This is a genomic window from Buttiauxella sp. BIGb0552 (assembly GCF_004366275.1).
GTDB lineage: Bacteria > Pseudomonadota > Gammaproteobacteria > Enterobacterales > Enterobacteriaceae > Buttiauxella > Buttiauxella gaviniae.
Map to the genome: position 1 here is coordinate 171,791 of NZ_SODY01000003.1, position 15,417 is coordinate 187,207.

Here is a 15,417-nt window from a genome sequence, read left to right on the forward strand (position 1 = left end):
ACTTGATTTAACCACTTAATTTCGCTCAAACAGCGCCATCGACTCCAGGTGCCCCGTGTGCGGGAACATATCCAGCATGGCGAGTTGGCGCAGTTGGTAACCTGCTTCCAGCAATGCCTCGCTATCACGAGCAAGCGTCGTCGGATTACATGAAACATAGACCACTCGCTCAGGTGCGAGTGCAATCACATGCTGCATGACACCAGGAGCCCCCGCTCGTGCAGGGTCGAGCAATATTTTGTCAAACCCTTGAGCAGCCCAAGGTTGACGAGTCACATCATCCTCAAGATTTTCATGGAAGAATGTGACATTTTTCAGTGAATTACATTGTGCATTATATTCACCTTTCGCCACCAGCGCAGCAACGCCTTCCACCCCGACGACGCTTCCGGCACGCATTGCGAGTGGGAGCGTAAAATTTCCCATTCCACAGAACAAATCCAGTACGCGGTCAGTTGGCTGAATATCCAGCCACTCGATAGCTCGGGCGACCATCTGCTGGTTCACGCCATCATTCACCTGAATGAAATCCCGTGGGCTGAACGTTAAGCGTAGCCCGTCTGAATGATAGCAAGGTTCGTCATTACCCAAGGCCGTAAGTGTCTCACTGTCCGGCGCTAAATACAGCGTGACGCCATGAGAATGCGAAAAGCGTTCCAGTTTTTGTCGGTCATCATCATGAAGTGCATCTAAATGGCGCAGCACCATGAGCGGGCCATTATCTGCGTGGACCAATTCAACATGCCCTAAACGCCTAACCGCTTTTAATTCTGACAAACATTGGCGCAATGGTTCCAGTAACGCTTCAAGTTGGGGCGCCAGAACCGGGCAATGGTGAATATTCACCAGCTCGCTGTCCTGAGATTTGCGAAACCCCATTTGTAAGGTCTGTGTTTTAGGCTGGTAATTCAACCCTAAGCGCGCACGGCGGCGATAACCCCATGGTGTTCCAGAAATAATTTCGTTCACCACTGCCGGGTTTTCACGCGCGCCCATCATGCGGGCCAGCGCCTTTGATTTCGCTTGCTGTTGCAGTTCGATACTGGCGTGCTGCTGCTGGCAGCCACCACAGACACCAAAATGCGGGCAATGCGGTGTCACACGTTGCGGGCTATCATTTAAACGCCGCTTAACTTTAGCCTGAGCAAAGTTACGTTTATCTTCAGTAATAGTAATTTCGACTTGTTCACCAGGCAGCGCGCCCTGGATAAAAAGCGCCTTACCGTTGTGGCGTGCGACGCCCTGACCAAATGGGTCAAGGTCATTAACCGTCACGGTTATGATCTGACGAGTCGTAACCCGTCGCTTTGCAGAGTAGAATTGCGCCATGAGCCTGAGTGCTCTCTTAAAATATTAACTATTGCTTCAATTGTCCCATATCGGAACCCCATGACCAACTACAGCCTGCGCGCACGCATGATGATCCTGATTCTGGCGCCGACATTAATGATCGGTTTATTGCTCAGCATCTTTTTTGTCGTCCATCGATACAACGACTTGCAGCGTCAGCTTGAAGACTCTGGCGCCAACATTATCGAGCCGCTGGCGGTCGCAAGCGAATATGGCATGAGTTTTCACAGCCGAGAGTCGATTCGCCAATTGGTCAGCGTGTTGCACCGCCGTCATTCCGATATCGTGCGAGCAATTTCAGTGTTCGACGAGAACAACAAACTATTTGTTACTTCTAATTATCAGCTAAATGCGGCTGCATTGAAGCTGCCGAATAATGAAAAACCGCCGCACAGTTTAAGCATCTCGCGGCACGGCGATTCGATTATTCTGCGCACCCCGATTATTTCAGAAAGCTACTCCCCGGACGAATCTGAGGTGACCGATGCCAAACCGGCAGGCAACACGCTCGGTTATGTCGCCATCGAGCTCGATCTCAAATCCGTGCGTTTACAGCAATATCGGGAAATTTTTATCTCGACGTTGATGATGTTGTTCTGCGTCGGTATTGCGATGTTGTTTGCCTACCGGCTGATGCGCGATGTCACCGGGCCAATTCGTAATATGGTGAATACCGTCGACAGGATAAGACGGGGGCAGCTCGATAGTCGTGTCGAAGGTTTCATGCTCGGCGAATTAGATATGCTAAAAAATGGCATCAATTCGATGGCAATGTCGCTCACCGCTTATCACGAAGAGATGCAGCACAATATTGACCAGGCCACTTCCGATCTGCGTGAAACACTCGAGCAGATGGAGATCCAGAACGTGGAGCTGGATCTGGCGAAGAAACGCGCTCAGGAAGCGGCACGTATTAAGTCTGAATTCCTTGCCAATATGTCTCACGAATTGCGCACGCCGCTTAATGGCGTGATTGGCTTTACTCGTTTGACGCTGAAAACGGATTTGAATGCCACCCAGCGCGATCACCTGCATACCATTGAACGTTCAGCTAATAACCTGCTGACAATCATTAATGACGTGCTCGATTTCTCGAAACTGGAAGCGGGCAAACTGATCCTTGAAAGCATTCCTTTCCCGCTGCGTAATGCGCTCGATGAAGTTGTCACTCTGCTTGCCCATTCGGCTCATGATAAAGGGCTGGAGCTAACGCTTAATATCAAAAATGATGTGCCGGATAACGTGATTGGCGACCCACTGCGTTTGCAGCAGGTGGTGACGAATCTGGTAGGCAATGCGATTAAGTTTACCGAAAGCGGCAATATCGACCTGGTGGTGGAAAAACGCTCGCAGGGCAATAATAAAGTACAAGTTGAAATGCGAATTCACGATACCGGTATCGGTATTCCCGAGCAGGAACAATCGCGTTTATTCCAGGCGTTTCGTCAGGCTGATGCCAGCATTTCGCGTCGTCACGGAGGTACCGGCCTGGGCCTGGTTATTACACAGAAACTGGTTACCGAAATGGGGGGGGATATCTCCTTCCACAGCCAACCCAATCAGGGTTCAACCTTCTGGTTCTATATCAACCTGGATTTGAATTCCAATGCAGTTCTGGATGGTTATTCTACCGAAAACCTGGCTGGGAAACGCATTGCCTATGTGGAACAAAACGCCACTGCGGCACAAAGTACGCTCAATATTCTGGCGAATACTCCGCTCGAAGTCATCTACAGCCCGGCGTTTTCGACTCTTGCCGAAGGTCACTACGATATTATGCTGCTCGGCATTCCGGTTACGTTCCACGACACGTTAACCATGCTAAATCCGAAGCTTGCGAAAGCGGCCTCCATGGCTGACTGCCTGATTTTCGCATTACCAAGTCATGCACAAGTTGATGCGGAGGATCTTAAAAAACAAGGGGTGACGGCGTGCCTGCTGAAACCTATCACCTCTACCCGACTGTTGCCGCTACTCGCTGAACACACTTTTGATGCAAACTCCACTGTGGTTGAGAGTATTGAAAACAAGAAACTCCCGCTTACTGTTATGGCGGTTGACGATAACCCTGCCAACCTGAAACTGATTGGCGCATTGCTTGAAGATCATGTGCAGAACGTCGAACTGTGTGGCAGCGGTGTGCAGGCCATCGAACGTGCAAAACAGATGCAGATAGACATTATCCTGATGGACATTCAGATGCCGGAAATGGATGGTATCCGCGCCTGTGAGTTAATTCGCCAGATGCCGCACCACCAGCAAACGCCGGTAATTGCGGTGACAGCACACGCCATGGCGGGGCAAAAAGAGAAGCTGCTAAGCGCCGGGATGAATGACTACCTTGCCAAACCAATCGAAGAGAAAAAACTTTATAGTTTGCTGATGCGTTATCAGCCGGGGGCAATCACCGCCCCTGCACTGGTTGCAAATGTAGAAACCACACCGCAAATCAGCAATCAAAATCAGACGCTTGATTGGGCACTGGCGCTACAACAAGCCGCAAACAAGCCGGATCTGGCACGCGATATGCTGCAAATGCTGTTGGCGTTCTTGCCTGAAGTGCGCAACAAAGTTGAAGAGCAGCTGGTGGGAGAAAACCCGGAACAGCTGGTCGAAATCATTCACAAACTTCACGGCAGTTGTAGCTACAGCGGCGTGCCACGGCTGAAAAACTTGTGTCGAACACTTGAGCATGAGCTGCGTAGCGGTGTGAAACCAGAAGATCTTGAACCTGAACTCTTTGAACTTCTTGATGAGATGAACAATGTTGCCAAAGAAGCAAAGCGGATGTTGGGATAAGTATCGTGTTGATGTCGGATGTCGCTTACGCTACTCCGACCTACGCGGTTTCAGAAGGTTTTGTTTTTGTTGGTGGATTAGCGCAGGCGACATCCACCACCTATTGCAAGCGTTGCGGCAATATTTCGCGCGGCCATACGCAGGTTATCTCCCGCATTATCCAGAGCTTCTTCCAGGCTGCAGATGCTGTATAAGACACTAAATACGGCATCCAGGCCGTGGTCATACACTATGCCTACATCCGCCGTTAAACTCCCGGCAATGCCAATCACTGGCTTGTTGTAGCGCTTGGCGACTTTCGCCACGCCAATCGGTACTTTGCCGTGAATTGACTGACTGTCGATACGCCCTTCTCCGGTAATCACCAGATCTGCATCGCGCACCAATTCATCAAGTTTTAATGCTTCGGTGACTATATCAATGCCTTGTCGCAATTCGGCTCCACAAAAAGCGTACAGCGCCGCGCCCATTCCTCCCGCAGCACCGCCGCCAGAAAGCGTCAGCACGTCGATATCGAGGTCTCGGGCGATAATTTTTGCATAGTGATCCAGAGCCTGGTCAAGTTCACTAATCATCTCAGGTGTGGCACCTTTTTGTGGGCCAAACACCGCCGTAGCGCCCTCTTTACCCGTTAGTAAATTGGTAACGTCACACGCAACTTCAATACGACACTCTTTAAGCCGTTTATCCAGGCCTGAAATATCAATGCTCGCGAGCCGTGCCACTTCCCGCCCCCCAAAGCCCAGAGGTTCGCCATTGCTGTCCAGTAAGCGTGCACCAAGTGCCTGTAACATACCGATCCCTCCGTCATTGGTGGCGCTGCCACCAATGCCAATCAGGATACTTTGCACACCACTATCGAGCGCAAAACGAATCAGCTCACCGGTTCCCCACGACGTGGTATTGAGTGGATTGCGTAATTCCGGTGGAACCTGCTCAAGGCCACTTGCGGCAGCCATTTCGATAAAGGCCTGCTGTTTATCGCCCGAAATCCCGTAAAACGCCTGAACCTGGTCACCCAACGGCCCGGTGACATCCACTTCAATGATTTCACCGTTTGTTGCAGCGACCATCGCTTCTACGGTGCCTTCACCTCCATCAGCGACGGGCAATTTCACATAATGGGCATTCGGGAACACTTCCCGAAAACCGGCTTCAATTTGTGTCGCCACCTCAAGAGCACTGAGGCTCTCTTTGTAAGAATCTGGTGCGATGACAATTTTCATATGCCGTCCATTTAATGTCGGATGTCGCTACGCTAATCCGACCTACGCGGTTTCAGAGGGTTTTGTATAGCCTATCGAACCATACAAGGACGCTTATTATTGAACGACCATTCTGGGATCAAGTACTGCATCGCCATTGCGTCATCGCGCGCGCCAAGCCCGTGCTGTTGATAAAGTTCGTGCGCTTTCATCACTTGATCCATATCCAGCTCAACACCCAGGCCTGGCGTGGTTGGAACCTGCACCATGCCGCCTTTGATTTCGAAAGGTTGTTTAGTCAGGCGCTGGTTGCCTTCCTGCCAGATCCAGTGGGTGTCGATGGCGGTGACTTTGCCTGGCGCGGCTGCGGCAACGTGGGTGAACATCGCCAGTGAAATATCAAAGTGGTTATTGGAATGCGAGCCCCAGGTCAGGCCAAACTCGTGGCACATTTGCGCGACACGCACCGAACCTTGCATGGTCCAGAAATGCGGGTCAGCCAATGGAATATCGACGGATTGCAGCGAAAGCGTGTGGCCCATTTGACGCCAGTCGGTAGCAATCATATTGGTTGCAGTTGGCAGGCCTGTCGCACGGCGGAATTCCGCCATAATTTCGCGACCTGAATAACCTTGTTCAGCGCCGCACGGGTCTTCCGCATACGCCAGAACGCCGCGCAATTGCTTACCGATGCTAATCGCTTCGTCGAGCGACCAGGCACCATTTGGGTCAAGCGTTACACGAGCCTGCGGGAAACGTTTTGCCAGCGCCGTTACCGCTTCGGCCTCTTCACTCCCGGCTAATACGCCGCCTTTGAGTTTGAAATCGTTGAAGCCATATTTCTCATAAGCGGCTTCTGCCAGGCGCACAACAGAATCCGGTGTCATGGCTTCATCATGGCGAATGCGATACCAGTCGCATTTCTCATCGGGCTGGCTTTGATAAGGCAACGGAGTTTGTTTGCGATTGCCGACGAAGAACAGATAGCCCAGCATTTCAACTTCGCTGCGCTGCTGCCCGTCGCCCAATAAAGACGCCACATTCACGCCCAGATGTTGGCCGAGCAAATCTAACATGGCGGATTCAATACCCGTGACAACGTGGATCGTGGTGCGCAAATCGAAAGTCTGTAAACCGCGGCCACCGGAATCACGGTCGGCAAACTCGGCACGAACCAAATTGAGAAGGTTTTTATACTCGCCAAGCGTTTTGCCAATGACCAGGGCGGCAGCCTCTTCCAGCGTCTGGCGAATTTTTTCACCACCGGGGATTTCACCCACGCCCGTATGGCCGGAGTTATCTTTGATAATCACAATATTGCGGGTGAAAAACGGCGAGTGTGCGCCGCTCAGGTTCATCAGCATACTGTCGTGGCCTGCAACGGGAATAACCTGCATCGCAGTAACTATCGGGGTCGAAGTTGTCATGTTACTTATTCCTTTTCTTTCATATGAATGAGTTGCGGCCAAATGCCGGGCGTTTACGATCAAACTTCCAGCCAGGTACCAGATATTGCATCGCTGTTGCATCGTTGCGCGAGCCGCCCGGCAGAGATTTATACACCTCGTGGGCTTTTTGCACCTGTTCCCAGTCAAGCTCAACACCTAAGCCTGGTGCATCTGGCACTGCAATTTTGCCGTTAACGATTTGCAGCGGCGATTTGGTCAGGCGCTGTTCACCTTCCTGCCAAATCCAGTGGGTGTCGATAGCTGTAGGTTTACCCGGTGCCGCGGCACCCACATGGGTAAACATCGCCAGTGAAATATCGAAATGGTTGTTAGAGTGACAGCCCCACGTCAGCCCCCATTCATCGCACATCTGCGCGACACGAACCGCACCACTGAGCGTCCAGAAGTGTGGGTCGGCTAACGGAATGTCCACAGCGTTAAGCATGATGGCGTGATTCATTTCGCGCCAGTTGGTGGCAATCATATTGGTCGCAACAGGTAAGCCTGTGGCGCGGCGGAATTCAGCCATCACTTCACGCCCTGAATAGCCTTGCTCCGCGCCGCATGGGTCCTCGGCATAGGTCAGAACATCGCCCATCCCTTTGCATAATGCGATTGCTTCATCCAGCAGCCATGCGCCATTGGGGTCAACAGTAATGCGGGCATCCGGGAAGCGTTTTTTCAGCTCACGGGCAGCATCGAGTTCTTGTTCGCCAGGTAGAACACCACCTTTAAGTTTGAAGTCTTTGAAACCATAACGATCTTGTGCAGCCTCTGCCAGTTGAACAATCGCCTGGCTGCTCAGCGCTTGCTGGTGGCGCAAATCATACCAGGCATGTTTTGCATTTTGCCCGTCCAGAAACGGCAAATCGGTTTTGCGGCGGTCGCCGATATAAAACAGATAACCCAAAACGGTCACTTCATCGCGCTGTTTACCCGGGCCGAGCAGTTCGCACACCGGAACATTGAGCGCTTTGCCGAGAAGGTCGAGCAGTGCGGCTTCCAGGGCTGCCACCGCATTGACGCGCAATTCAAACGTCCAGGCACCTTTGCCGAAAGTATCGAAATCAGCCGACTGGTTACCTTTGTGAACGTTCTGGACTACGCGATTCATTCGCGCGACTTCCTGACCCACAACTTGCGGAATTGCATCGACCAGCGTCTGGTAAATCACTTCGCCACCGGGTGCTTCACCTACGCCGGTGTGACCGGCGTTATCAGTAAGAACCACAATGTTGCGGGTGAAAAAGGCGCCATGTGCGCCGCCGATATTCAGCAGCATGCTGTCATTCCCCGCCACCGGAATGACTTTCATATCCGTAATAATCGGGCTTGCCTGAGTATTCATGATGATTGCCCTACCATGACGGGTTTCAGTTCAACACGTTTGATATCGCCAACAATGACCAGGTAGCTCAGTACCGCGACAACCGCGTGAATCCCAACGTAAATCAGCGCACCGTTAAATGAACCGGTTGTGCCGACAATGTAGCCGATAGCAATTGGCGTCACGATGCCAGAAACGTTACCGAACATATTAAACAATCCACCGCTCAGGCCGCTGATTTCCTTTGGTGCGGTATCGGCCATCACAGCCCAACCCAGAGCCCCGATGCCCTTGCCAAAGAACGCCATCGCCATAAAGCCGACAACCATCATCTCTGATTCGACATAGTTACAGAACACCATGCTGACGGAGAGCAACATCCCCAGTACGATTGGCGTTTTACGCGCAATATTTAACGAACCGGTGCGGCGCATCAGCCAGTCTGAAATCACACCACCAAGCACACCGCCGACAAACCCACACACCGCTGGAACGGAAGCCACAAAACCGGCTTTCAGAATCGACATCCCTTTTTCCTGCACCAGATAAACCGGGAACCAAGTAATGAAGAAGTAAGTTAAGGCGTTAATACAATACTGGCCGATGTAGATCCCAATCATCATGCGTGATCCGATCAACTGTTTGATCTGGCCCCACTTCTGTGCCATTGGGATATGCTCTTTTGGCTTCTTCTGATCCATATTGATCAGCGCGCCGCCTTCTTCGATGTACTCCAGCTCTTTCTTGTTCACACCCGGATGGTTGTTCGGCTCATGAATCACTTTAAGCCAGACAAAACTGATGATGATGCCCAATCCGCCCATAAAGAAGAACACGTGTGACCAGCCCACTTCGTGCGTCAGCCAACCCATGATTGGCGCGAAGATCACCGTCGCGAAATACTGTGCGGAGTTAAAAATGGAAACCGCCGTGCCGCGTTCCTGTGCAGGGAACCACGCAGCGACTATTCGGCTGTTGCCGGGGAAGGAAGGTGCTTCGGCCAGGCCCACCAGGAAGCGCAAAGTAAACAGCGCGATGATGATGCCAAAACCACTGAAAATATCGACGAAACCTTGCAGCAAGGTGAACATCGACCAGATAAAGATGGACCAGAAATAAACCCGTTTTGAGCCGAATTTATCCAGCAACCAGCCGCCAGGGATTTGCCCTATGACGTATGCCCAGGAAAATGCGGAAAACACATAACCCATGCCAATCGGGTCGAGGCCGATATCTTTTGCCATCTCCGAACCAGCAATAGATAACGTGGCGCGGTCACCATAGTTAAACGAGGTGACGATAAAGAGCATGACGACTATCCAATAACGAGCGTTGGTCCTTTTTTCGGCAACGCTCGCCGTTTGGCTAATTGTGTTCATGTTGCACTCCTGAATTATAGCTTTTGGCTATGATCCATTCTGCACTTGTAGGGTATCAGAATGAGGTATCGGCCCATCCGCAGTATTTTTTGTGGTGCTGAATCTGCGGTTTTTATGTGGCCGATGGAAAGTATATGAAGGGAGTTAAAACGCCTCACCGTGCAAAGACACAGTTTTATCGCGCGCTTATTGAGCACTTTATGGCGTATGTCCAATGTGTTGGGGGATGGTTCACGATTTTTGAAACAACCGGATAAAACGAAGGGATTATGCTTGAGGTGAAACGATGTGCCAATTTTAGTCGGAGGGCAGGTAAGTGTGACGTCACCCGCCCTGGATTCATGTTGTTACTTTAACAATGCAGCCCACTGCTCAACCCATGGGTTAGAGACCGATTCGGGTTCGGGATGATCGTTAGCATCAATGGCTAAAACTGTGCCCACACGTTTAGCACCCTGCTCTTGCAATAAGGAATCAAACTGCTTCCCGCCGCCACAAAAATGCTCGTAGTTGCTGTCGCCCAGGGCAATCAAACCGTAATGCAAATCTGGCTGGTAACCGACTTTGTCTTTTATCGCCTGAAACAGAGGAACTATACTGTCTGGCAAATCGCCCTGACCGGTTGTTGAAGTGACAATCAATACGTACTTGTCGCTGTATTTTTGCCAGTCGGCAAGCTCAGGATCTTCAAATACAGTGGCTTTATGACCTTTCTTTTTTAAAATCGCTTCGGCTTCTTCTGCCACCAACAGCGAGTTTCCATACATCGTGCCTACAAAAATTCCCACTTCGGCCATCAGTTAACTCCTTGCGTTACGGCTGTATTATTCATCCTGGCCGTTGCTTGCAACAAACTCAACCTTTTCGATATCACTCAGCAATCCGCTCCAGCCAAACTGTGACATCATCTGCATCCAGGTGCCATCAAGGCTCGCACGAAGACACAGCAGTTCACCGGTAACCGGGTGATTTAGCGAAAGCTGACTTGCGTGAAGCATTAAACGCTCGCAGCCAAAATGTTCCGCAGCTGCACGGTTTTGACGCAAATCGCCATGTTTTGAGTCACCAATCATCGGGTGGCGCAAGTGAGACATATGACGGCGTAACTGGTGTTTACGACCAGTTTTAGGTTCGAGTTCAACCAGGCTGTAACGTGCTGTTGGGTAACGCCCAACCGGAACTGGCATTTCCACTGTCGCCAGACCACGATAATGCGTTACTGCGGGCTTCGCCTCTTTATCCTGAGTCGCTTTTTTATCGGCGATTTTATCCAGCTCTTCAACGAGCGGGTAATCAAGCACCGCATCATCTTCAAGCCAGCCACGCGTCACAGCATGATAGCGCTTCTGAATCTGGTGATTTTCGAACTGCTGAGACAATAAATGCGCGACTTCGCTGGAAAGCGCCATCAGCAGTACGCCGGATGTTGGCCTGTCGAGGCGATGAACGGTGAAAACGTGCTTGCCGATTTGGTCGCGCACAGTTTGCATCACAAAAACGGTTTCATGCCGGTCAAGCCAGCTACGGTGAACTAACCAACCAGAAGGCTTGTTAACGGCCACCAGCCACTCATCCTGATAAATAATTTCCAGCATTATTTCGTGTCACTCGCAAACAGAACATCAAGATCTTGTAGCGCTTTTAACAGCGGATCGCGCCCGACATGTGCTGCATCCATCGCCATTTCGTAATAAGGCGCGAGGGCAAAGTCAGCAGGCAGAGGGTGTTGAGCGTCAAGAAGTGCGTGCATTCGTGGAATCAGAACCCATTGCAACCATTCATGGGGCTGCATTGTATCCAGGCAAAATGGTTGCGTGCTTTCAAAGGCTTCAGCGTCTGGAGCACAGCCCTGCCAAAGTTGATGGTCACGCAAAACTTGTTCAATGATAAGTAAATGCTGGCGTACCAGCGCGTGGCGTTCCATGAAAACCTCCGGCATCAGTCAAAAGAAGCCGGCAATCATACCACTTCTTGCTATGGGCGAAAAAAAGCATAAAAAAAGGGAGCACTGTATAAACAGTGCTCCCGGTTCGTTTCGCAGCTAATCCGGCTACTTTTGGTGCTCCCTGCTCGTCCGTGACAACTATGTCCTGCGGTCTCCTGACCTACAATCCGTCGTACTCGCTTCCTGCTACCATCATCCTGAGGTGTTCCGGCATCGTCCTGATGCAATATCCTTTGGTCTTCCAGACCCACCGAACATCCAAATTCGGCTCTCTTTCTCCGTCCTGGAGGTGTCCCTTACTCTTCCTGAGTGATCCTTGCTTCGTCCTGAAGCCTTCCTTGCAACACCATCCTGGTGTGTTCCGCTTCTTCAATGAAGTGACATCATCCTGACATCTCCTTCACTTCCCGACTTCCTGTCGACGGACATAGAATCTACCATTTCGTTCACTCTGGCAAGGCACTCACAACTGAAGCTTACGATAACTTTCATTCAAAAGCAGATCAGAATAATCATAATATAATGATAAATAATGATTTTGTTATTTATCACTCACAAAAGTCTGCACGTAAAGTTAGAGATCTCTTACAGCTTGTGTAAGAGATCTCTCACAAGCCCATCAGCGATCCGCGCTTAAATAACCTGTGGCTCAAGGTCGTTAAGGAAAGAAATCAGCGATGGGGCGAGTGTTTTGCGCTGCTTAGTACCAATTTTCTCCAGCACCACTTCACCGCTTAAATTGCACAGCGACACCACTTCCATTTCATCGGGTGTGGTCGCAAGGAATAGCGTTGGTGAAAGTTTCAGTCTTTTTTGCGTGACCAGATGGCCAATCAGGTTTTCCTGAACACGCTGGAAATCATCTTCGCTCCAGGCCTGTAACAAAGTTAAGGACTGGCTCCCCAAAAGTGCAGGCATGTCGCCGGCAAATTGCGTGGTGTAGAACTGATGCGCCGCAGGCTGTAATGCAATGTCCATTGCTCTTTCTACAGCACCAAGATCGTTTTCCGGTGCAAAAGGTTGCGGCTGCCAACGCACATCGTCACCCGTAGTTGTCACGATACACGGCGACGGCACACCATATAATTCTTCGCTCGCGGGCCACCCACCCACCTGCTCACGCCATGCATGACAAAAGCGATTGGTAAAATCTTCCAGTGCCTGACGTACGTCGTTATCCACCAATTTCTCACTCCCTCAAGGCTGCGGTACAATAAAGGCCAATTGTACCTGCATTCTATTGGTGACACATGTCTTATGAAAAACACCAGGCACTGAGCGGCCTGACGCTGGGCAAGCCAACCGCTTACCAGGATAAATACCAGGCATCTTTACTTCAGCCTGTACCGCGTAGTCTTAATCGCGACCCGCTTGGCTTACAGGCTGATAATCTGCCATTTAGTGGTGGCGATATCTGGACCTTGTACGAACTGTCGTGGTTGAACAGTAACGGTTTGCCTCAGGTGGCAGTCGGGCATGTGCAGCTTGATGCAAACAGCGTGAACCTGGTTGAGTCCAAAAGCTTTAAGCTCTATTTGAACAGCTTTAACCAGACACAATTCGCAGACTGGGAAAGCGTCGAAGAAACGTTAAAGCGTGATTTAAGCGCCTGCGCACAAGGCGATGTCAGCGTGGTGTTGTTCCGTTTACGTGAACTCGAAGGCCAGGAAATTGCAGCATTCACAGGCGAGTGCATTGATGAGCAAAATATCACTATTGATAACTACGAATTTAACGCCGATTACCTCACTGGTGCCGCTGGCGACGAAATCGTAGAGGAAACGCTGGTCAGCCACCTGCTTAAATCCAACTGCCTGATCACCCACCAGCCAGATTGGGGTTCCGTGCAAATACGCTACCGTGGCCCACGCATCGACCGGGAAAAGCTGCTGCGCTATCTGGTATCGTTCCGTCATCACAATGAATTCCACGAACAGTGCGTTGAGCGCATCTTCAATGACATTCAGCATTTTTGTAACCCGGAAAGCCTGAGCGTTTACGCACGCTATACCCGTCGTGGCGGCCTGGACATTAACCCGTGGCGCACAAATACCGATTTCCACCCGGCATTTGGGCGTCTGGTTCGTCAATAAGTGCGAAACGCCTCGCAGCCTGAGGAGGGATTATTGTTTTCAGGTTGTTAAATTGAACATTGCAGGGCTATTGTAATCATTGGGAGCGGCACTTTACGCTTCGTAAGGAGTTAACTTGATTACACATATTAGCCCGCTAGGCTCAATGGATATGTTGTCGCAACTGGAAGTGGACATGCTTAAGCGCACGGCCAGTAGCGACCTTTATCAACTGTTTCGCAATTGTTCACTTGCCGTACTTAACTCAGGAAGCCAGACGGATAGCAGTAAAGAGCTGTTGTCGCGTTACGAAAACTTCGATATCAACATTTTGCGCCGCGAACGTGGTGTCAAACTCGAACTGATTAACCCTCCTGAAGACGCTTTCGTCGATGGTCGTATCATCCGGGCTTTGCAAGCTAACTTGTTTGCCGTATTACGCGATATTTTATTCGTTAACGGTCAACTTTCCAGCGCAGGTCGCTTCCAGAATCTCGATCTGGAAGAACCGGCAAATATCACCAATATGGTGTTCTCTATCTTACGTAATGCCCGTGCATTGCACGTCGGCGAAGCGCCAAACCTGGTCGTATGCTGGGGCGGGCACTCAATCAACGAAAACGAATACCTCTATGCGCGTCGCGTCGGCACACAACTAGGCCTGCGTGAACTCAATATTTGTACCGGCTGTGGCCCTGGCGCTATGGAAGCACCAATGAAGGGTGCGGCGGTAGGTCATGCCCAACAGCGTTATAAAGAAAGCCGCTTTATTGGTATGACCGAGCCATCAATCATTGCCGCTGAGCCACCGAATCCACTAGTGAATGAGCTGATTATCATGCCTGATATCGAAAAACGCCTTGAAGCGTTTGTTCGTATTGCGCATGGCATCATCATCTTCCCTGGTGGGGTAGGTACCGCGGAAGAGCTGCTTTACCTGCTCGGCATTCTGATGAATCCTCACAACCATGATCAAGTATTGCCACTGATTCTGACCGGGCCGAAAGAAAGTGCTGACTACTTCAGTGTGCTCGATGAGTTCATCGTCAACACCGTGGGTGAGCAGGCACGCCGTCATTATCAAATCATTATTGACGACCCGGCTGAAGTGGCCCGTCAGATGAAAAAGGCTATGCCGAAAGTGAAAGAGAATCGCCGTGAAACGGGTGATGCTTATAGCTTCAACTGGTCGATTCGAATTGCGCCAGATTTGCAGATGCCGTTTGAGCCAACCCATGAAAACATGGCAAATCTCAAGTTGTATCCAGACCAACCGGCAGAACAACTGGCTGCATCTTTGCGCAGGGCATTTTCTGGGATTGTTGCGGGTAACGTTAAAGAAGGCGGGATCCGCGCAATTGAAAAATTCGGGCCATATAAAATCCACGGTGATGCAGACATGATGAAACGCATGGATGTTCTCCTCCAGGGATTTGTCGCCCAGCACCGTATGAAATTACCAGGCAGTGCTTATATTCCTTGCTACGAAATCTGTACCTAACTCACCTGGGCGGAGTCACTCCGCCCATCTTTTTTTCCCCACTTTTTTTACCCTTTTGCTGTTTTATTCATTTTTCTACATGTTACCGGTATCAGAATTTATCTCTTCATGAAAACTTATGTTTTCGTATATATCCTCGCTAAAAATCGTTCTTATACAGGTAATTACACCACAAGCCAATAATGAAACCTCGTTTTATAAACCACAAAAACATCATCTTTAGGGTATAAACACTGCATAAAATATCAGTCGCAGACTGAAAAACTGTAAAAAACCATACAAACAGTAGATTCTTACAATTGGGATCTTGATCACTGATGAATTGACGTCATGAATGTATCTTTCCGCCCGCTGATTATCACTGGCCAAAATTACTATAAAATAGCCTGTA

Annotated in this window: 12 protein-coding genes; 3 read left to right on the forward strand and 9 right to left on the reverse strand. The window is 50.3% G+C overall.

Annotated features, from left to right (window positions below; all coding sequences use genetic code 11):
- Positions 1 to 15: 15 nt before the first annotated feature.
- Positions 16 to 1,329: a 23S rRNA (uracil(1939)-C(5))-methyltransferase RlmD gene (gene rlmD / locus EDF88_RS09850; protein ID WP_134184441.1), complete on the reverse strand. Its 1,314-nt coding sequence runs from the start codon at positions 1,327 to 1,329 to the stop codon at positions 16 to 18.
- A 60-nt stretch (positions 1,330 to 1,389) separates the two neighbouring features.
- On the opposite strand from rlmD, the gene barA reads away from it, so the two are divergent.
- Positions 1,390 to 4,149: a two-component sensor histidine kinase BarA gene (gene barA / locus EDF88_RS09855; RefSeq protein ID WP_134184443.1), complete on the forward strand. Its 2,760-nt coding sequence runs from the start codon at positions 1,390 to 1,392 to the stop codon at positions 4,147 to 4,149.
- Between the two features lie 77 nt (positions 4,150 to 4,226).
- Here barA and EDF88_RS09860 read toward each other — a convergent pair whose 3' ends face one another.
- From EDF88_RS09860 to syd, 8 genes are all read right to left on the reverse strand, one after another.
- Positions 4,227 to 5,375: a glycerate kinase gene (locus EDF88_RS09860; RefSeq protein ID WP_134184445.1), complete on the reverse strand. Its 1,149-nt coding sequence runs from the start codon at positions 5,373 to 5,375 to the stop codon at positions 4,227 to 4,229.
- Between the two features lie 71 nt (positions 5,376 to 5,446).
- Positions 5,447 to 6,790 (reverse strand): glucarate dehydratase, encoded by a 1,344-nt coding sequence (gudD, locus tag EDF88_RS09865; RefSeq protein ID WP_208326138.1) that lies wholly within the window; start codon positions 6,788 to 6,790, stop codon positions 5,447 to 5,449.
- Positions 6,791 to 6,800: 10 nt separating this feature from the next.
- Positions 6,801 to 8,150, reverse strand: a complete 1,350-nt coding sequence (locus EDF88_RS09870; protein WP_064513366.1) for an enolase C-terminal domain-like protein — start codon at positions 8,148 to 8,150, stop codon at positions 6,801 to 6,803.
- A complete protein-coding gene (locus tag EDF88_RS09875; protein ID WP_134184447.1) occupies positions 8,147 to 9,508 on the reverse strand; it encodes an MFS transporter in 1,362 nt (453 codons plus the stop codon). The genes EDF88_RS09870 and EDF88_RS09875 overlap by 4 nt, the downstream gene beginning before the upstream one ends.
- Positions 9,509 to 9,855: 347 nt before the next feature.
- Positions 9,856 to 10,305, reverse strand: coding sequence for a flavodoxin (locus tag EDF88_RS09880; RefSeq protein WP_064513370.1), 450 nt, complete (start codon positions 10,303 to 10,305; stop codon positions 9,856 to 9,858).
- Positions 10,306 to 10,332: 27 nt separating this feature from the next.
- Positions 10,333 to 11,103, reverse strand: coding sequence for a tRNA pseudouridine(65) synthase TruC (gene truC / locus EDF88_RS09885; protein ID WP_134184449.1), 771 nt, complete (start codon positions 11,101 to 11,103; stop codon positions 10,333 to 10,335).
- The gene (locus tag EDF88_RS09890) at positions 11,103 to 11,432 is read right to left on the reverse strand and encodes a YqcC family protein (RefSeq protein ID WP_064513374.1); all 330 of its coding nucleotides are present in this window, start codon (positions 11,430 to 11,432) and stop codon (positions 11,103 to 11,105) included. The genes truC and EDF88_RS09890 overlap by 1 nt, the downstream gene beginning before the upstream one ends.
- A gap of 654 nt (positions 11,433 to 12,086) precedes the next feature.
- Entirely contained in the window at positions 12,087 to 12,635 is a 549-nt protein-coding gene (gene syd, locus EDF88_RS09900; RefSeq protein WP_064513542.1) for a SecY-interacting protein, read from the reverse strand.
- Positions 12,636 to 12,703: 68 nt separating this feature from the next.
- Here syd and queF point away from each other — a divergent pair, with 68 nt between their 5' ends.
- A complete protein-coding gene (queF, locus tag EDF88_RS09905; protein ID WP_064513376.1) occupies positions 12,704 to 13,546 on the forward strand; it encodes an NADPH-dependent 7-cyano-7-deazaguanine reductase QueF in 843 nt (280 codons plus the stop codon).
- A gap of 115 nt (positions 13,547 to 13,661) precedes the next feature.
- Positions 13,662 to 15,026, forward strand: a complete 1,365-nt coding sequence (ppnN, locus tag EDF88_RS09910) for a nucleotide 5'-monophosphate nucleosidase PpnN (RefSeq protein ID WP_134184451.1) — start codon at positions 13,662 to 13,664, stop codon at positions 15,024 to 15,026.
- Positions 15,027 to 15,417: the final 391 nt, after the last annotated feature.